The organism is Arcobacter acticola (genome assembly GCF_013177675.1).
In the GTDB taxonomy this organism is placed as follows: Bacteria; Campylobacterota; Campylobacteria; order Campylobacterales; family Arcobacteraceae; genus Aliarcobacter; species Aliarcobacter acticola.
Genome location: NZ_CP042652.1, coordinates 2,482,670 through 2,502,864, shown reverse-complemented (window position 1 = coordinate 2,502,864; position 20,195 = coordinate 2,482,670). Strand labels below are relative to the sequence as shown.

Genomic DNA, 20,195 nt, shown 5'->3' with positions numbered 1-20,195 from the left:
ATAAAAGCAATTAACATCAAAAAGAGTCATTTGAGAGTCATTCTTTTGTTAAAATTTGGTAAAATATTATTTATTATAAATGAAAGCATATAAATGACTGAATCAGATACTCGTTCTAAACTTATTGATCCTAAACTAAAAGAATCAAATTGGACTGAAAATAACATTGTTAGAGAGTACTTTTTTACTGATGGTAGAAAACTAATTGGTAATAAAAGAGGAAAAAGATATTTTGTAGATTATCTACTCTCTTTTAAAAATACAAATCTAGCAATAGTTGAAGCAAAAGCAGATGATAAAGATGCTCTTGATGGTTTACAACAATCAATAGAGTATGCCAAAAAGTTAAAAATAGATTTTGTATATGCTACAAATGGACTTAAAATCTTTGAACACTCTTTGATAGAAGGAAATGGTAAATGGATTGATTCATATCCAACTCCTCAAGAACTGTTTGAAAGAAAATTTGGGAAAATTGATACAAAAGTAGAAACTACTATCACGTATCCATTTCATTTAGAAGATGGGATGAAACCAAGATTCTATCAACAAATTGCAGTTCAAAAAGCTATTGAAGCAATTGCAAATAACAAAGATAGAGTTCTTTTAACACTTGCTACGGGAACTGGTAAAACTTATATAGCATTTCAAATAGTTTATAGACTATTCCAATCAAAATGGAATAAAGATGGAAGTAATAGAAGACCAAAGATTCTATTTCTTGCAGATAGAAATATACTAAAATCACAAGCAATAAATCAGTTTAATTCAATGGAAAAAGATATTGTTGAAATTACAGGAAAAGAGATTAGAAAGCGTGGTGGAAAAGTTCCTACAAATGCTAATGTATTCTTTGCAATATACCAATCAATTGCTGAAAATAAAAAACAGATAGAAAATACACAAGAAGATGAAGAAGATGATGTAAGTGGATACTATAAACAATATCCAAAAAACTTCTTTGATTTAATTATCATAGATGAGTGTCATAGAGGTAGTGCTAACGATGAAAGTTCTTGGAGAGATATTTTAAATCATTTTACAAGTGCTACACATTTAGGATTAACTGCAACTCCAAAAAGAGATGACAATGGAGATACGTACAAATACTTTGGCGATCCAATTTATGAATACTCACTAAAAGATGGTATTAATGACGGATTTCTAACTCCTTACAAAGTAAAAAGAGTTCAAACAAATATAGATGAATACAAGTTTGATCCAAATGACATAATAACAGGTGAACTAAAAGAAAACATAGTAAAACTAGAACAGTTTGAAAAACAAGTAATTATTCCAAAAAGAACAAGATTAATAGCAAGAACTATATTAAACAATATAAATCCTATGGATAAGACTATTGTATTTTGCGTAAACCAACAACATGCATCAGAAATGAAAATTGCAATTGATAAATATAAAACTATCAAAGACAATAGCTATTGTGTACGAGTAACATCAGATGAAGGTGAAATTGGAAGAAACTTTTTAGAAGATTTTCAAAACAATGATAAAGATATCCCTACCATACTAACAAGTTCTAAGATGCTAACAACAGGAGTTGATGCTAAAAATGTAAGAAATGTAGTATTAACAGCTCCTATTAGATCTATGACAGAATTTAAGCAAATCATTGGAAGAGGTACAAGAGTTTTTGAAGGAAAAGATTTCTTCACTATAATTGATTTTGTAGGAGCTACGAATCTGTTTTATGATAAAGAATGGGATGATAATAAAGATAAGTTAAAAGAAGATATTGAAGATATTATAGCCACAGACAATGAGCTTGATAAAGATAAACCTGATACAAACCAAAATGATTATGAGTTACAAGATAATCAAGAAGATAAAGTTAGTGATATAGAAAGTGAATATGAAGCTAGAACATCAGATGAAAAACAAAAAAATGAAAAAGTAATTATAGATATAAAAGGTAAAAAACTAAAAGTAATCAACATAGAAACTACTTATGTTGGAGACGATGGTAAGCCTCTTAAAACAAATGAATACTTAGAATTATTGATTGGTATTTTAGGTAAGTTTTACAATGACGAACAAGGTTTAAGAGAAATATGGAGTAGTCCAAAAAATAGAAAAGATTTATTAAATAAACTAAGAGAAATGAATATAGATGAATCTCAATTAAATGATTTAAAAGAAATCTTTGAAGCGCAAAATTCAGATATTTATGATGTATTAGCTCATATATCTTTTAATCTTGATATAAAAACAAGAAGTGAAAGAGTAATAGCTGTTGAGAGCTCTACTTTTGTGGAAAAATATCACAATGAAAAAGCAAAAGAGTTTATAGAATTTATCCTAGAACGATATAAAAAAGATGGTGTTAAAGAATTAGATGAAGATAAACTAAGTGATTTGGTGAAACTTAGTGGATTTGATAGAAGTGAGTTAAGACAATCTTTTGGAAATTACAATATTAGAGATGAATATTTTGGATTGCAAAGAGAAATTTATAAATGAAGTTTTTAAACAAAAAACAAGATTCATTATATTATAATCGAATTAACATACTTCCCCCACCTCTTACTAAAGTGCAAATGGGGGAGTGCTTATGATTACTTACGAAAAACCACATTTATCATATCATGAACAAATCCAACTTTTAAAAAATAGAAACTTAAATATAAATGATGAAGATTATGCTTTGCAAAAATTAAAACATATTAGTTATTATAGATTAAGTGCTTATTTCATACCTTTTTATTCTCAAAAAGATATTTTTACTAATGGTACTACTTTTGATGATATTATAGAGTTATATCATTTTGATAAAGAGCTTCGAATACTAACATTTAGTGCAATAGAAAAAATAGAAATATTTTTAAGAACTTCAATAGCATATAACTTTGCAAAAGAGCATACACCTTTTGGATATGTGGATAATAAAAATTTTTATTGTGATGACAAAGATTTTAATTGGTTTTGTTCTGATGTGCAAAAAGAAACTAAAAGATCAAAAGAAACTTTTGTAAAACACTTTAGAGATAAGTATACTCAAAAAGATTTACCAATATGGATGGTAGTAGAAACTATATCTTTTGGAACACTGTCAAAACTTTATACTATGCTTTGTCCAGAAACTGAAAAACTTATACTTAATGGTATAGATTTACCGTCGTTTGTATTTAAAAATTGGCTTCATGTTTTTTCGTATATAAGAAATATATCAGCTCATCATAGCAGGTTATGGAATAGGCAATTTGTAATTAAAACAAAAATACCAAGACATAAAAAAGAGTTCAAAGGTATGATAAATGATAGATATTATACTTTTGCAATGATGGCAAATTATGTTTTAACTGCGATAAATGATACTTTTGACTTCAAAAAAGAGTTAAAAGATTTGTTTGATAAATATCCAAATATTGATAAAAAAAGTATGGGATTTATTGAATATTGAGGGAGAATTGATGTGTAAAATATATTTAGATAATATACTAAAGAAATTAAAAAATTAAATATTTTCAGTATAAACTATATGTAAAAAATACAATAATTTACCCATAGATATAAACCTATATTAAAAATATAAAGAAATTTACCCATAGAAAAAAAAGAGGAAATATAATTGGAAAGCAAAATAAACAGAATAACAGATATCCTAAGAAGAGATGATGGTATAAGTGGAGCGATGCACTACACAGAGCAAATCTCTTGGATACTTTTTTTAAAATTCCTTAATGATCTTGAAGAAACAAAAAATGATGATGCTCAGCTTGATGGTGAGATTTATAACTTTGTTTTAGATGAAAAGTTCAGATGGGGTTCATGGGCTGTTTTAAAAGCAAATGGGAAAATAGATGTAATCAACTCAAAAAGTGGAGAAGATTTATTAGAGTTTGTAAATAAAGAACTATTTCCTTATCTAAAATCATTTAAAAATATTACTGAAAATCCTAAATCAATCAAATACAAAATTGGTGCTATATTTGAATTTTTGGATAATAGAATAGCAAATGGACACACCCTTAGAGAAGTGTTAGACATCATTGATGAGATGGATTTTCATAACAATAGTGATTTATATCAATTATCTCTTATCTATGAAAAACTTCTAAAAGATATGGGTAGTGATGGTGGAAATAGTGGTGAATTTTATACACCTCGTCCACTTATCAAAGTGATTACAGAGGTAGTAAATCCTAAAATTGGTGATAAAATCTATGATCCAGCAGTTGGAAGTTGTGGATTTTTGATTGAAGCTTATAATCATATCAGATATGAAAATATTGAAACAAATAAACAAAGAGAGTTATCAACTGAGCAATTGAGATTTTTAAGTGAAGATACTTTTTTTGGAAATGAAAAAACTCCATTATCTTATGTAATGGGTGTAATGAATATGATTTTACACGGAGTTGAGTCTCCAAATATATCTAAAACAAATACACTAACACGAGATATACGAGGTTTAGAGGAAAAAGATAGATATGATTGTATCTTAGCAAATCCTCCTTTTGGTGGAAAAGAAAAAGAGCAAATCCAACAAAACTTTCCTATTAAATCAAATGCAACAGAGTTACTATTTTTACAACATATGATGAATAGTTTAAAACTTCAAGGTCGTTGTGGTGTTGTAATTCCTGAGGGTGTATTGTTTCAAACTAACAATGCTTTTCAATCTGTAAAAAAAGATTTATGTGAAAGGTTTAATGTTCATACTATTTTATCACTACCAAGTGGAGTATTTTTACCATATAGTGGAGTTAAAACGAATGTAATCTTCTTTGATAGAAATGGAAGTACTTCTGATATATTTTATTATGAAGTAAATCCAAGCTCTAAACTTACAAAAAACAAGCCAATTAACAATAGTCATTTTGAAGAGTTTTTAGACGTATGGAAAGATAGGAAAATCACTGATAATTCTTGGATAGTGAATATAAATGATATTAAAGATTTTGATATTAGTGCCAAAAATCCAAATAGAAATGACACTATTGAGCATAAATCTCCAATTGAGTTAGTTGAAAATATCAAACTAAACAATGCTGAAATAAATGATTTGATGGATGAGATAGAAGCTATTTTGATAGGGAAAGATATAAATGAGTGAGTTATATCAATTACCTGAGGGGTGGGAGTGGAAGAAGTTAGGAGACAGTTCTGTATGTAAATTAGTAATGGGACAATCACCATCTTCTGATACTTACAATTCTGATGGAAAGGGTATGCCTTTTTTTCAAGGTAAAACTGAGTTTGGTGAGATGTATCCAACTGTATCAAAATATTGTACTGCTCCTAAAAAAATAGCAGAAATTGGAGATATATTACTATCAGTTAGAGCCCCAGTTGGACCAACTAATATCTCAAATATTCAATGTTGTATCGGTAGAGGATTAGGAGCTATTAGACCAAGCGAATCGAATACTTTAACAAATTATCTATTATACTTTTTTAGAAATTTTGAATTGGAAATATCAAATAAAGGTAAAGGTAGTACCTTTTCTGCAATTACAAAAAAAGAATTAGAAGATACAAATATTCCTCTCCCACCACTTTCAGAACAACAAAGAATAGTTTCTAAATTGGATTTACTCTTTGAAAAAATAGATAAATCAATAGCCCTACATCAAAAAAATATGGATGAAGCTAACGCATTTATGGGAAGTGTTTTGAATGATGTTTTTGGAGAGTTGGAAGAGAAGTATGAAAAATTTTCTATTAATACTGTAGCAACAATAAAAGGTGGGAAAAGAGTACCTAAAGGATATAAACTATCAGAAAAGCCTACACCATATCCTTATTTAAGAGTAACTGATTTTAAAGATTATGGAACCATATGCACTGGTAAAATGTTGTATTTAACTAAAGAAGTATACGAGCTAATTAAAAGATATACAATTACAGATAAAGATTTATATATTACTAATGTTGGAAATACAATAGGAAAAAGTGGAATTATTCCTTCAGAGTTAAATGGAGCTAATTTGACTGAAAATGCAGTTAAGTTGGTATATAAAGATAAAAATAATACATCTAATAAATTTATGTATTATTTCACAAAATCATCAATTTTTTTAACCCAATTAGAATCTGCCACAATGCAAATGGCTGTACCAAAGTTAGCTATTATGAGACTAGGAGAGATTACATTACCATTTCCTAATATATCAATCCAACAAAAAGTAGTCAAATATTTAGATGAAATTTCAGAAAAAATAGAAAAAATCAAACAAGCACAAAAAGCTAAAATGGATAGCCTCAAAGCATTAAAAGCTTCTATTTTAGACCAAGCTTTTAAAGGGGAATTATAGATGATTTTTTCATCTATATTTAATCATAAAGAAAAGTATGCAAACAGATTTTAATTCAATATTTTGGAAAACATGGGGAGTAAATCAAAGAGTTTATGCCTATGAAGATGTTTATCGTATTAAAAATAATGATACAAATAAAGAAAAAAAGAAATTTTTTAAATTTAAAAATTCCACAAATATGAGAATTGATGATTTTATAGAGTTATTGTATAAAGAACCAAATAATTTTTATTTTTTATTTGATAATCTATTTTCAAAAGTTGAAAATGACAATAGTCTTGAATTAATAAAAGAATTAAATAACATTGCATTTACTTTTAGATTTTTAGATATCTTCGAAACCAAAGATATTGAAAAAATAGTGAATATATTCTCTTTTCAAATTGCATATATAATAAAGCATATTGAGAAGTTAAATATTGATATTAATCTTTTTGAACAATCTTTAAAAGATAATAGTTTTAAACCATATATTGATAATTATGAAAAAATTAACAATAAAAATCAAAATGGGGTAGCTTATGATTTACATACAATATTTTATAAATTAACAGAATCAATATCTGTAAATTATGATTCTAATATCAAAGATATAGATGAATCAAAAGTTTTTGTAAATGATGTATCAAGATGGAAAAATGGTGAACTTCCAGAATTTTTTAAAGTAATAGTTATGAATGTTACATTTTTTTCAAAAAAGCAGAAATATGAACAAAGAGCACAATTAATCTTAATGCTTATTTTAAGAGCATTGTTACATATAAAAAAAGAGTTTAATATTGATGAAGAAATTGAAGATCAATTTTTAGAAAAGTTAAAGAATTTTAGAAAAAAAAGTCTTGATGAATTAACTAATTTAAAACTAAAATATTGTATCGATTTTGAAAATATACTTTTTGAACAAAATGATAGTAATAGCCTTGATTTAAATAATTTGATTAAATATATTGCTCCATTTTTTGAAGATATAAAAGAAATCAATATTGAAAAAGATTTACAAAATAAAATGACTAAATATCTTACAAAAAATGTAAACTGGCACTATTAGAATGAATTTGATATAAAAAATTTATTTATAATTCTTTTATCTAAATATAAAAGGAAAGAAAATGTCAAAATCAAATTCAAGACCAGTTAATGGACCAAGTACTACGGGGAATCCATCAGGAAGAGGTAGAGGGAATAATTCTCCTAGAAGAGGATAGATAATATTCTATCTTCTTTAGGGATACATAAAAGAAGTTGAACCAATAGTTCTTTACATAGTAAATTAACTTGTTTATCTAAAAAAAGTATCTAATATTATAGTCTTGTTAGATATGTTAAAATTTACTTAAATATAATATTTAATTATCAAAATTAAGTATTTCATTTAATAAATCCAAAAACTACTAATCAAATCAAATCAAATTTTATCAAATCAAATCAAAAAAATCAAAAAAATAATTTATTGTATTTCTCTTTAAAACCCTATATACTAGCTCTATAAATATTTAGAGCTTGGCAAGCTACATATCTGCTTAGTAGATTTATCACTTGATAGATTTGTTAAGCTCTAAGTATTTATTAGATGTGTAACTTGCCAAATTTACAATCTAATTTTAAATACTAATAAAAAAATCTATTTTAATTTTAAATATAAAACTATGAAGCCACTTAATTGTTGGAGAATATTTTTATGTTTGAAAAAAGGAGTATTTCAGCAATTCTTCCCTGTTAGTTTGGCGACTAAAAGAATTGCTAAAAAGTAAGTAACATCTTACCAAAAATCTAAATACATAGCAATTATTTAGCAAATAATTTTTCAAAAAAATCAACTTTAGTGTTGAGGATAAAGTATTGCTTAATAATTGTCCCTGTTCAATCATTTGAGCTTGAAAAACTATAGCGGTAGAGTGGGGGGACTGCCTGTAAGCGAAAACTTGCGATAAAATAAATACTTTCACAAAGTGAGAATGAACTCATTAAAAATCATAGCCAAATAAGAGACCAAATCAGCAAGGTGTGAGGAAGTGTATGCGGTACGATTCACCTTGGAGATGCCCGTTCTACTATTTTTATAGTAGCAAGGACACTCCTATAGATTTACTAGTTAATATATAAAACAGAGGTTTTTAAATAAACAATAAATGTTTATACTAGATTAATTAAATATATAGGTTATTAGATAAGGGGAACCGTCTAATGTAATTGTGTCGTAGATTAAGAGCTGAACAATAATCTACTAAATGTCGTAACGAAAGTCCTGCAAAAGCCGTGTCATTTGCAACTTTTAGACTAACTTGTTCTGTACTATTTTGTTAAATCCAAAGTAGTACAAGGGCAAGTTGTCTTCACTCTAGAGCCATTCCCTACCATATCATTTGAACTAGCCAAAGGCGAACGGCAAGATTAACTTAAAAGAGTGAGACAACTGAGACAAAAAAGGTGGAAGAATTGAATATTTAAATATTGACTATATCTTTGGTTTTGTTAATAGTATCATTAATTCTTATATTTTAAATATATTAGAAATAATTTAATTTACTTTATTTTATTTCATTTAATGAAATTAACTATTATCATTTTTTAAATGATAAGAAAAAGATAAAGAAGTCATGATATGTGATAATGTTTTTAGAATTATTATTTATAAATATGAAAGGATAAAACTATGAATAAATATAAAAGATTAGATCTTACAAAACTTGAATATGAATGTTTGATTGAGATTATAGATTTTGAAAAATTAAAAGAAATTGAAAAAAGATATAAAGAAATTGAAGGCTTTAGTATAGTAAATAAATTGAATAATCCCAAAAATATAAATTTTAGTTTAGCTAAATGTTTAGCATCAGAAAAAGCAACAAAAGCAAGAAGTAATAAAGCAAAATATAAAATTGATACTGCAGTGGAAATCTTAAGAACTCAAAGAAAAGATATTACACGATATTCAGTTGCAAAGGTTTCTGGTGTAAGTTTTAGTACTGTTAAGAGATATCTGTCGGATGAAACTTTAAAATATTTAAATGAAAAGAAATGAAGTTTTAATCATCATTAATATTTCTGATTTATCTTTCATAAAGCAAAATAAAATCTAGAAAAAGATATACTTTTTTCTAGAAATTAAAATTAAGGAATAATCAATTGAAGCTCTATGATACAGTATTTTATTTTATATCTGGCCATGGTAAGGGTTGGGCTTTTTCTTCTACTGATTTAATAAAAAAATTTGATCGTCAACAAATTGATAATGTACTATCTGATTTAGTAAAAGCTAAAAAAATAAGAAGAGTATCAAGAGGAATTTATGATTATCCTAAATATAGTGATTTCCTAAAAAAAGAATTAAATCCAGATATAGAACAAGTATCCAGGGCATATGCTAGAAAGTTTAACTGGAGAATAGAAGTATCTGGAGATAGTGCTTTAAATATTTTAAATCTATCTACTCAAATTCAAGCTAAGTATATTTATCTTAGTGATGGTCCCAACAAGAGTTATAAATTATTCAATGATGTAGTAATAGAGTTTAAAAAATCTGTTTTAAAAGATATAGGATTTAAATATAAAGAGAGTTCTCTAATAGTTCAAGCTTTAAAATCTTTGGGTAAAGAACATATTACAAATGAAATAATAAATAAAATAAAAGATCAAATTGATTCTAAAATGTATGAAAAGATTTTAAATGATACTCAAACTACAACAGTATGGGTATATGAAATAATAAAACAAATATGTAAAGATAGTAACAATGAATAAAATAGCAAATTTACCTAAACAACAAAGAAGTGAACTTTTTTCTGAAACAGCAACACTTATGAATACAACAAACTCAATTGTTGAAAAAGACTTTTGGGTTGTTTGGACTTTAGATAAAGTATTTAGTGATGATAGATTAAATAAAATACTTATGTTTAAAGGTGGAACAAGTCTTTCAAAAGTATTTAATCTTATTGGAAGATTTTCTGAAGATATTGATTTAATTTTAGATTGGAGATTAGTTTCAAATGAAAACCCACTCAATGTTCAAGAATCAAAAAATAAACAAGTAAGATTTAATGAACAAATCAATGATAACGCAAAAGAATATATTAAAAATATACTACTACATATAATTTCAGAAAACTTATCCCCCTTATGTACTTGTAGTATGGCTGAAGATGGATTCTCAATAAATGTTAAATATCCAAATGCTTTTGATGATAATTATCTAAGACCTGAAATACTACTTGAAATAGGGCCATTAGCTTCTTGGCTACCTTCAGATAGTTTTGAAATATCTTCTTTTGCAGCTCAAGAATTCCCTCAAGTTTTTGAAAAAACTAAATGTACTGTAAATACAATAGTTGCAAAAAGAACATTTTGGGAAAAAGCAACAATCTTGCACCACGAAGCAAATAGACCTCTTGATTCTGCTATGCCAACTAGATATTCAAGACACTATTATGATCTAGCTATGATGGCTAAAAATGAAGTAAAAGATGAAGCATTAGTAGATTTAGAATTACTAAAAAATGTAGTTGAATTCAAACAAAAATTTTATCCTAGAATTTGGGCAAAATATGAAGAAGCAGTTCCTGGAACATTAAAACTTTTACCTCCTGAATTTAGACTTGATTCTTTGGAAAAAGATTATAAAGCTATGCAAAATATGATTTTTGATAAATATATTTCTTTTGAGGAGATAATTGATAGTTTGAGGAAATTAGAAAAAGAAATTAATGAAGTTTAGAGACTGTTCAGAGTTTAGTGTCAGCAAGCAATAATTTTTAAAAATCATATTATAGTTCAATAACTTAGTTTAAAACTTAGTGAAAGTTCCAAAATCTACAATTAAATTCTAAAATATAGTAATAAAGTTTTGTTAGAGGTATTTTAAGTACAATCTCTTTTTATGAGATTGAACTTAGTTAAAATTAATTTTATATTATTGAATACTTATTACTCCCCCAATAAACAGAGCTAATTTCATTAGCTAGCATATTTCACACTTTGATGTTGAAAAAAGTTAGCTATTTTTTGTGGATTCTTTTGTAAACTCTCCATATAATTTTGTGTGTTTTCTTTTAGTTCTTTTTGATTTTTTGGCAATCCATTTTTATGTACATTACTCTTATAATCTTGATTCAAATATTCATCAGGATTAAATTCTGGAGAATATGGTGGAAGATAAAATAATTTGATTTTATCTTTATGCTTTTCTTCCCAAGCTTTTACTAATTTAGCATGATGTACTCTTAGGTTATCTACTATCATAAATACTTTTTTATCATTTGATTTTATTACTTTTTCTAAAAAATCTATAAAATTATCTGTAGCTATTGAATCATCATACAATGCAAACATTGATTTACCTGTATTAGTAATGGCTGATATCATATTCACTTTAAATTTTCTAGCTGTATGGGTAAGAATAGGTTTTATTTTACTTCCTATTGGAGCATATCCTTTTAAATTTGATGGCATTGATACACAAGCAGTCTCATCGGCCCACCAAATATCTGCATTATTTATTTTTGCTTCTTTTTTGATTTGTGGATATGTTTCTTCCAACCAAGCTTTAGTTGCACTATCTTTTCTTTCATAAGCTCTTTTTATTGGTTTTTTCGAAGTAAATTGCCATTTTGCAAGATAATCTCCAACTGTTGATATTGGCATATCAATATCTACTACTCTTAGAATTAACTGTTTTACAGCTTCTCTTGTCCACAAAGCAAACTTAAACTTTAATTGTTCTGGGGTTGTATCTATAAGCATTCGGATGATTTTTTCCTCTTGTTCATCGCTAAGTCTCTTACCAGACTTTTTAGGACGACCAGTTTTTTGAACTTTAAGTGCTTTTTGACCATCTTTTTTATATTTGCTATACCATCTTGATGTTGTGATTTTTGACAAACCTAATATTGCAGCTGTTTCAAGATTACTTATACCACTATCCCTTAATTTAATTGCTCTATCTCTGAGATACTGTAATGTATTTGAATCTACTTTTCTAGCATCATTTTTTTCTAATTTATTTATTTTTTCCATTTCAAATTATAGCTAAATTTAGCATATAATTAGTTTAGTTTATCGGTGGAGTAATATTCCCATTAAAACAACTGGATTTTTATCTGATAATTTACCACTTAAATTCATAAATAAAGCAGTTAATCCTATAAATGTCATTCCATATAAAAATCCAGAAAAAACGTTTAAAAATATATTATTTGTTAAAGTTGGAATTAAAATACCAATAATTTGAATAAATAATGCTGTAATTATCATATTTACACTACCATATTTAAAAGCTAATTTCATCCAAATAATACTTGATGGAATTCCTGCAATTCCTACAAATAACCATGCTAAATTTCCATATCCTTCAAGCCCTTTTACTTTATCGATAATATCTGGTAAAAATGTAGCTTGAACTACAAATCCTATCCCTTCACAAAAATAAGCTATTGTTAATACAATTATAAAAGGAGTAAATATCTTCTTGTCTATTTTATGTTTTATTGCTTGTATATCTATTTTATTTTCAACAGATAAAATATATAATGGATATACACTGCAAATTATTGCAACAATTGTAAGAATTAACCAAGAAACTTGCCACAAATTTTCATTCATATTAATATATCTTAAAAATAAATGTGTCGTAGTAATAGCAATTCCTATACCCGAAAAATAGATACCCATAATTTTAGTTTTATCTTCTGCATTTAATTTCACCATTACAATAGATGAACAAACAACTAAAATCATCGCCGTGCCAAATCCAGCAGTTAATCTTGATAAAATCCATAAAAATTCATTTCTTGTTAATCCTAAAATTATTGTAGAGATAATTGATAATAGTAAACCTATTCTAAAAAATTTTATTTTTGTGTAAATATCTTTAATAAAAATAGCAAAAATAGCTCCGCTTAAATAACCTATATAATTTACTGATGCTAGAAAACCTGCGAATTTTACAGTTAATATATCATTCAACATTAATGGTAACAAAGAAGTAAAAGAAAATCTCGCGATACCAACTCCAATAATTATAGAAATGATACCTGCTAATAAGATAGTATTATTTGAATTTTTATCTAACAATAAACATATTTTCATGTAAGCCTTTAACTTGAAGTTAATTGGATAGTATAAATAATTAGTGTTCTTTTGGTGGATTATATAGGTTGGTCAGAAAATTTTAATTTAATTTATTTGCTTAGCATTTTGTAATAGTACATAATGGGAAGATTTTCTTTAAGTTTTATGATTTTCCCTTTCATTTGTTTTATTACTAAGATTTTTAAAGTATTAAAAGCTTAAGAAATAAAAATTAATATCTAGGATTAATAAATAAAAAAAGTAATTCTTTTGGAAATAAAAATAGTTAGTATTTCTTCACTTTTTCTGTTTCAATTATATTCACTATTCTAAGTTGAACTTTTCGTTCACGTTTGACTAGTTTAATTGAAAATTGTATTAATATAAGGAAGAACTATTTCTAAGCTATGCTAAGAATTATAAGAACCGTGGCGTATTTTGTACCTTTATGTAAATATAGCCAATCATATGTTTTTTCTTCAAATGAATTTAAATCTATAGGTTTAGTAATAAGATTTAATAATTATTTATACTTTATAAAAAGTAAAGAGACTAAATATATAACTCTTTAAAAAATTATTTTAAACATCTGTTTTCCGACACCCTTTTAAAAACTTCAAAATTCACTAAAAAAACACCAAAATAATATACGACAAACACTATCGGATTGTGATATAATACGGAAACTATATTAAAGGGGTTTTCCGTATGCTAGTAGGATATATAAGAGTTTCAACTGATGATCAAAATCTAAATTTACAAAAAGATGCACTTTTAAAATTTGGCATTGATGAAAGAAATATATTTTCAGATAAAACATCTGGTTCAAAAGATAAAAGAGTAGGACTTGATAAAGCAATTGAATTTTTAAAAGATGGTGATACTTTAGTTGTTTGGAAATTAGATAGATTAGGTAGAAGCTTAGCTCATCTAATAAGTATTATTACTTCTTTAAAAAATAGAAATATATCTTTTATATCTATTACTGAAGGTATGGATACAACAACTGCATCAGGAGAGCTATTCTTTCATATATTTGGAGCATTGGCTCAATTTGAAAGATCTTTAATTCAAGAAAGAGTAAAAGCTGGACTTGAATCTGCTAAACAAAGAGGAATAAGTGGTGGACGACCACGAGCTATTGATGATGAAAAAATAAATGCAATAAAAAAAGCACTGGATGATGGAATGAGTAAAGCTGCAATTTGCAGAACCTTTGGTGTAAAAAGAAGTACATTGATTGATAGCTTGAATAGAAGTTAGATTTTTTACAACGTTTATTTAATATGTTACAAGATTAATGTGGATGGTAATTTATTAGGGGCTTGGCATACGCCATGAGGACACTGAAAAGGTGTCCTTTTTTTGTACATATATTCTTAAAATAATTTTCAGAAAATCTTTCTTTAAAATGCCAAATTATCTTCAAGTTCTTTTTTAGTAAATATTGATTCAATAATTTTAGCTTTTGCACCACTAAAATAAGTATGATAACAATCTGCACGTATATCATACTTACCAGATTTATATACATAAGAACCAAGGGCTGAAACAACTCTTCCGTCTTTATCGAATTCTATATAAAAAGGTGCACTTACTACACCTTGATAACTGTTTTTCATATCTTCATAAAAATGTGTTGCGCTAAAATAGGGATCAATTTTATCCATACCTTTTTTATTTATTATACGGTTATATTTTTTAACTGTATTTCCTCTTTTTTGAGCGAATTCAATGTACTCTTTTGGATAAATACTTTTTTCATAATTTACTAAAAAGGAAGGTGCAAACTCTAAAGGTTTTACACCTGTAAGAATATTTAATTCTTTTAAAGTTGTAATTCCTTTTTTGTTATAATCAATTTTATTCCAGTTCTTAGATAATGAAGCTGATAACTCTTTGTCTTCAGATAAATCCATAAACATTTTTTCACTATTTGGTTGTCCATTTTTAAATGCCATTTTGTCTGTAACTTGTTGTGTACATCCAGTTAAAAGATATGCGCTTACTAATGCAAGTAATCCAATTTTAATTATTGGCTTTTTTATTTTATTTATATCAGCTATTAATAGTCCTGCCATTTTTTATTCCCTTTAATAATTACGCCCTATCAGGTGTTGTTAATAAAATTATATACGAATAAAATTAAATAAAACCTTATAGGGTGTTAATTTAATGAAAATTGTTGATTTTGAAAATGGATGTTTAGAAGAGTTTTATAAAAGAGTTAGTAAAAATGTTATTAGAATTAGAAAACAAAAAAAAATATCTCAATTAAAATTAGCGAATGCAATTGGTCATCAAAATGCAACTTTTATAGGAAAAGCTGAACTTTTATCAGAAAATAAACACTTTAATCTTGAACACTTATATAAAATTTCAATAGTTTTAGATGTTAATATAGAAGAATTTTTTCAAAATGAGTTTTAAAGACTTCCCTTCACTAACTATTTTATCTATTCATTAAATATATGCAACCTTTGTATTACAAACGAAATCTTTGTCACTTGAGTATAATAGCTCTAATAAATCAATAGCAGCAATGAAAGCAACAGAAATAAGAAGTAAAAAAGTTAAGTATAAAATGAATATAGCAATTGAAATACTACATACTCAAAAAAAAGAGATAACACACTACACAATAGCAAAAATATCAAAAGTAAGTTTTAATACTGTAAAAAAACATATGTCTGATGAATATATCAAATCATTAAACGAAATGAAATAAAACTACAATCTCTTATTCCCACATCCCAATTAATTACTATATACTATTTTATTACTAATAACTTAATATTAATCTATTAGTAATAAAATATTAAATAATATATAATCTAATATCAATTTAATAGTATTTTATATATAATTGGCCATTAAAAAATCAAAGGAATTTAAGATGGTGATTTCAGTTTGTAATGAAAAAGGTGGTAGTGGAAAAACTACAATTGCCTTAAATCTTGCAGTAAAACTTGGACTATTAAAAGAAGATACTTTATTAATTGATGCCGATCCTCAAAGAAGTATTGAAGTCTTTACAAATATTAGAGCAAATGAAAATATTGAACTTATTTTTAATACTGTTTCAAAATTTGGAAGTAGTCTAGGAAAAGAAGTTAAAAGCTTACAAAATAAATATTCTTCTATTATAATAGATACAGGTGGAAGAGATAGTGAAGAAATGAGACAAGCATTAGCTATTAGTGACTTAGTAATTATTCCTACACTTCCAAGTGATTTAGATATTGCTGTTTTAAATAAAATGATAAATTTGTTTAATCAAGCAAAAGTATTTAATCCAAATGCAAAGGCACTTATCACTATTTCAAAAGCAAGTCCAAATCCTTTTTTAACTAAAAAAATAAAAGATTTAAAAGAGTATATTATAGATAAAAAACTTGAAGATATAAAACTATGTGAAAGTGTAATATATGAAAGAGAAGTATATAAAAACTCTTTTTCAAATGGTAAAGGTATTTTAGAATTTGTAGATGAAAAGTCAAAAGCTTATCAAGATTTTAATAACTTCTTTGATGAACTTGTAGAATTTACTAATAGTTAATTAGTATTTATTTACTAATAAATTAATACTAATATAATAGTAATATACTGATAAAATAAAAGGAACTACAATTGAAAGAATCAATATTTAGAAAAAATGAAAAAAAATCTTTTGCTTTTGTAGAAGATAAAACCTTAGAAAATGATGTTAAAGAAATAGATGATTTTGTAAGCTCAGGAAGAGGACAAACTAAAAAAGTATTAAATCCTAGAGGAAGACCTAAATTAAATAATGATGAATTAAAACAAGAACAAATAGTGATTTATCTTACAAAAGAGCAAAAAGATGAAATTACTAAAAAAGCAAAACAATCATCTTTAAGTGTTTCAAAATATGTCTTAGTTAAGATTTTTGGAATAAGTTAATATGTTTTCATATTTATAAAAATATGATGTTATTTTTTTAATTCTTCAAGATAATATTTATGTCCTAGAGAATATAAAATCCCAAAAATAACAAGTGCTGCTAATGGTAATAACTCGTACATTTTAAATCCTTTTTATTATTAGAATATTTTATCTTAAAATTGTGATTTTTAATAAAAATTGAAAGATTCTTAAGTATTAATTTTACAGTAAGTTTGTATTAGTTAAGCAATACAAATTTCTCAATTTAAAATACATAACTAGTACTTAAATATTACTTTTTAAGGATTTAAATGAAAAAAATATTTTATGAATTAAAAAACTATCTATTGATAAGTTTTCTAATATTATCATTTAGTTGTTGTGCTGATAAAGTATAAGAATATAGAGTTCCAGAAAAACTAAACTTATAAATGATTCTGAATTTCAAAAAATCAATGTTAATCAGCTTTATGATTTCATGAATGTTAAACAATTAGTTGATGGCATTTCATACACTTATTCTGATTCATATAAAACTCTTCAAAGATATTGTAAGTTGAAAGGTTCTAAATTAACTTTTTTTGAACCTAAATATAGTAATTTTTTTTTAGGGTTTTACAAAATCAATTTGAGAAAGGCAGGTAGTTATTTTGATTCCATAACCTATTTTGGCTGTGATATAAAAGAAACTAATGAATACTTTGAATTAAATAGAGTTGAGAGTGCTTTAGGTTATAGTAGAGAATGTAGAGACCTTCTTATTGAATATACAATTAATAATAAAAAATGGTACGATTATTACTTTGAAAAAAAGTCTGATGAAGAATATAAAAAATATATTAAACCTTCTAAATTCAATGAATTCAAAGAAAAAAATGATGCATTGAGAAAAAGAAAAGGTACTTATACTTTTACTTATTTTGATGGCTTTATGAATCAAGATAAATATTATAACAACATAAATATGTTAGCATATGATGAATACGCTAATGTATGTAGAAAAATGAATATTCACAATTTTTATTATACTTCTATTGATAAGAGCTTAAAAGATGGTTGGACTATTCAATCTAGTTTAGAGCGGGTTTATCACCAAGTTAATTACGCTGCGCTTGTAGTGGTGGTAAATTTATAATGAAGAAGTAGAATATTTTCTTTAGAGAGCCTGTAAAATAAACTGAAACCCACCAGTTAAACTTGAATCACCTGACTTTCTCATATGGACACACACTTTTTAACTATTTTTAATTGCATTATAAACTTGTTGTTGAATTTCATCAAATTTCAAGTAGACTAATTTTCCATTTGTTCTAAGTGCAAACATATGTTTAATTATATCTCTTAAAAGTTTTTGTGAGAATTTAAATTTAATATTATTTTCTTTAAGTTTTGAATCAAACTCTTTATAAATTGAGTATGATACAAATGAAATAAGAATATGAGCCTTTATTCTGGTTTCTAGCCTATGGTATATGGGTCTGATTTTAAGATCAGTTTTTGATATTCTAAATGCTTGTTCTACTGCATATTGATTATTATAGTGTTCTATAATTTCACTTGGTGTTAGTGTAAAATCATTTGTAATAAAACCTTTTATACCATCTAATTTTGAATCATTATCAACTTTTTGATTATTGATATTAAAAGTGATATCACATTTATGATCATCGATGTTAAGATATTTAGCATAGTATGATAGTTTTAAATCTTTTTTTGTGATAGATTTTGAGAATTCAATTTTTTTCTTTAATCTTTCAAGTGCTTTATCTCTATTATGTTTATCTTTCTTAGCTCTTGCCGTTGAATATGAAAGAACTAACCTTTGATTGATATTTATGGATTGTTTATTGTCATTCTCATCAGTATATGGTATATCTTTATTAAATTTAAGTGTATGAGTTACTCCATCATTTAAAAATATCAAGTTTGATATTTGCTCTTTTAAATCATTTGATATATTTTTTATTTTGGCTGCAAGGATATATTTATATCCATTATTTTCAAGATATACTAGATTATTATTGTTTAGCATTCCTCTATCAGCTACAACTACAGGTTTATTTTTTAATTGAAATTTATTTTGAAACTTTTTAAGTACATCAACTAAAGTATGTCCCTCATATTTATTACCCTCATAAACCTCAAAGCTTAATGGATATCCTTGTAGTGTTGTAAACAATCCCAGTTGTATCTGAGGACGTGCTAATTTACCCTCTTTACTAAATCCAATACGTCTAAGATCGTCTTCACTCTCAGATTCAAAGTACAGGGTTGTAACATCATAAAATGTAAATGCAATAGTTTGGTTCATTTTTGCATAAGTATGATCAAATACACATTTTTCAATTTGTAGTTTTAAATTCTCTTCATAAAGTGTATCTAAAAATCTATAGATAGCATTTTTATCTACACTCTCTTTTTTAAAATATTCAAGATAATCAATCAAATATAATTTACTACCAGGATACAGTAATCTTGATACAACAAGATTTTTAAACATCTGAAGTCTTTTACAATCCAAATCTACACTAGAACATCCCAATCGTTCAAATAATTTTCCATAGATTAATTCATCACCTATTGGTATTAAATCATTATTTCCAAGTTCTATGAATATTAACTCTTCATTTTTATTTTCATCAAATAAAGTAGGATACATTTGTTGACGCAGTTCTTCTAAACGTTTATTTGCAACATCTAAATAAATTTGTAAATCTAAATCATTTTTTACACAAGCAATAGTTTCTATAACCTTATATTTCCTATGAACTCTATCGATAATCTGAATACTGATTGTTCCACTACTATTTTTCTTCTGTCTAATATGTAAACTCATACTAAAATTGTAGCAGGTTTTAGACTATAGGACACACACTTTTATGAATTTTATAGTCTATAAAGCCCTTTAATAAGGGATATCACTTTTAGAAAAATTGATTTTTG

Annotated in this window: 18 protein-coding genes; 14 read left to right on the top strand and 4 right to left on the bottom strand. The window is 25.9% G+C overall.

Going from position 1 to position 20,195, the window contains the following annotated elements; translation table 11 throughout:
- The first annotated feature begins 93 nt into the window (after window positions 1–93).
- From hsdR to AACT_RS12815, 8 genes are all read left to right on the top strand, one after another.
- The gene (gene hsdR / locus AACT_RS12850) at window positions 94–2,481 is read left to right on the top strand and encodes an EcoAI/FtnUII family type I restriction enzme subunit R (protein WP_228720492.1); all 2,388 of its coding nucleotides are present in this window, start codon (window positions 94–96) and stop codon (window positions 2,479–2,481) included.
- A gap of 91 nt (window positions 2,482–2,572) precedes the next feature.
- Complete coding sequence (locus AACT_RS12845; protein WP_172127501.1) at window positions 2,573–3,421, top strand: Abi family protein; 849 nt, start codon at window positions 2,573–2,575, stop codon at window positions 3,419–3,421.
- 168 nt (window positions 3,422–3,589) lie between these two features.
- Entirely contained in the window at window positions 3,590–5,077 is a 1,488-nt protein-coding gene (locus AACT_RS12840; protein ID WP_172127499.1) for a class I SAM-dependent DNA methyltransferase, read from the top strand.
- On the top strand, window positions 5,070–6,278 hold the full coding sequence (locus AACT_RS12835) for a restriction endonuclease subunit S (protein WP_172127497.1): 1,209 nt from the start codon (window positions 5,070–5,072) through the stop codon (window positions 6,276–6,278). Before AACT_RS12840 ends, AACT_RS12835 begins: the two co-directional genes overlap by 8 nt.
- Window positions 6,279–6,315: 37 nt before the next feature.
- The gene (locus tag AACT_RS12830) at window positions 6,316–7,329 is read left to right on the top strand and encodes a hypothetical protein (RefSeq protein WP_172127495.1); all 1,014 of its coding nucleotides are present in this window, start codon (window positions 6,316–6,318) and stop codon (window positions 7,327–7,329) included.
- Window positions 7,330–8,934: 1,605 nt separating this feature from the next.
- Window positions 8,935–9,303 (top strand): hypothetical protein, encoded by a 369-nt coding sequence (locus tag AACT_RS12825; protein WP_172127493.1) that lies wholly within the window; start codon window positions 8,935–8,937, stop codon window positions 9,301–9,303.
- Window positions 9,304–9,407: 104 nt separating this feature from the next.
- Window positions 9,408–10,022: a DUF6088 family protein gene (locus AACT_RS12820; RefSeq protein WP_172127491.1), complete on the top strand. Its 615-nt coding sequence runs from the start codon at window positions 9,408–9,410 to the stop codon at window positions 10,020–10,022.
- Window positions 10,015–10,995, top strand: a complete 981-nt coding sequence (locus tag AACT_RS12815; protein WP_172127489.1) for a nucleotidyl transferase AbiEii/AbiGii toxin family protein — start codon at window positions 10,015–10,017, stop codon at window positions 10,993–10,995. Before AACT_RS12820 ends, AACT_RS12815 begins: the two co-directional genes overlap by 8 nt.
- 239 nt (window positions 10,996–11,234) lie before the next feature.
- On the opposite strand, the gene AACT_RS12810 is transcribed toward AACT_RS12815, so the two are convergent.
- Window positions 11,235–12,293: an IS630 family transposase gene (locus tag AACT_RS12810; protein ID WP_172127487.1), complete on the bottom strand. Its 1,059-nt coding sequence runs from the start codon at window positions 12,291–12,293 to the stop codon at window positions 11,235–11,237.
- Window positions 12,294–12,332: 39 nt separating this feature from the next.
- Window positions 12,333–13,364 carry a YbfB/YjiJ family MFS transporter gene (locus AACT_RS12805; RefSeq protein ID WP_172127485.1) on the bottom strand — a complete coding sequence of 344 codons (1,032 nt, stop codon included), beginning with the start codon at window positions 13,362–13,364 and terminating at the stop codon, window positions 12,333–12,335.
- A 690-nt stretch (window positions 13,365–14,054) separates the two neighbouring features.
- Between AACT_RS12805 and AACT_RS12800 the strand changes: the two genes are divergently transcribed.
- On the top strand, window positions 14,055–14,609 hold the full coding sequence (locus AACT_RS12800; protein WP_172127483.1) for a recombinase family protein: 555 nt from the start codon (window positions 14,055–14,057) through the stop codon (window positions 14,607–14,609).
- Window positions 14,610–14,752: 143 nt separating this feature from the next.
- Here the strand turns inward: AACT_RS12800 and AACT_RS12795 are convergent, their stop codons facing one another.
- Complete coding sequence (locus AACT_RS12795; RefSeq protein ID WP_172127481.1) at window positions 14,753–15,427, bottom strand: hypothetical protein; 675 nt, start codon at window positions 15,425–15,427, stop codon at window positions 14,753–14,755.
- 94 nt (window positions 15,428–15,521) lie between these two features.
- Between AACT_RS12795 and AACT_RS12790 the strand changes: the two genes are divergently transcribed.
- The 5 genes from AACT_RS12790 to AACT_RS12770 all read left to right on the top strand — a co-directional run bounded on the left by AACT_RS12790 (window position 15,522) and on the right by AACT_RS12770 (window position 18,387).
- Window positions 15,522–15,776, top strand: a complete 255-nt coding sequence (locus tag AACT_RS12790) for a helix-turn-helix domain-containing protein (RefSeq protein WP_172127479.1) — start codon at window positions 15,522–15,524, stop codon at window positions 15,774–15,776.
- 70 nt (window positions 15,777–15,846) lie between these two features.
- Window positions 15,847–16,074 (top strand): hypothetical protein, encoded by a 228-nt coding sequence (locus AACT_RS12785; RefSeq protein WP_172127477.1) that lies wholly within the window; start codon window positions 15,847–15,849, stop codon window positions 16,072–16,074.
- 168 nt (window positions 16,075–16,242) lie between these two features.
- Window positions 16,243–16,905 carry an AAA family ATPase gene (locus AACT_RS12780; RefSeq protein WP_172127475.1) on the top strand — a complete coding sequence of 221 codons (663 nt, stop codon included), beginning with the start codon at window positions 16,243–16,245 and terminating at the stop codon, window positions 16,903–16,905.
- Between the two features lie 71 nt (window positions 16,906–16,976).
- A complete protein-coding gene (locus AACT_RS12775; protein WP_172127473.1) occupies window positions 16,977–17,270 on the top strand; it encodes a plasmid mobilization protein in 294 nt (97 codons plus the stop codon).
- Window positions 17,271–17,730: 460 nt separating this feature from the next.
- A complete protein-coding gene (locus AACT_RS12770) occupies window positions 17,731–18,387 on the top strand; it encodes a hypothetical protein (protein ID WP_172127471.1) in 657 nt (218 codons plus the stop codon).
- 99 nt (window positions 18,388–18,486) lie between these two features.
- Here the strand turns inward: AACT_RS12770 and AACT_RS12765 are convergent, their stop codons facing one another.
- Window positions 18,487–20,088, bottom strand: a complete 1,602-nt coding sequence (locus AACT_RS12765; protein WP_172124149.1) for an IS1634 family transposase — start codon at window positions 20,086–20,088, stop codon at window positions 18,487–18,489.
- Window positions 20,089–20,195 lie beyond the last annotated feature (107 nt).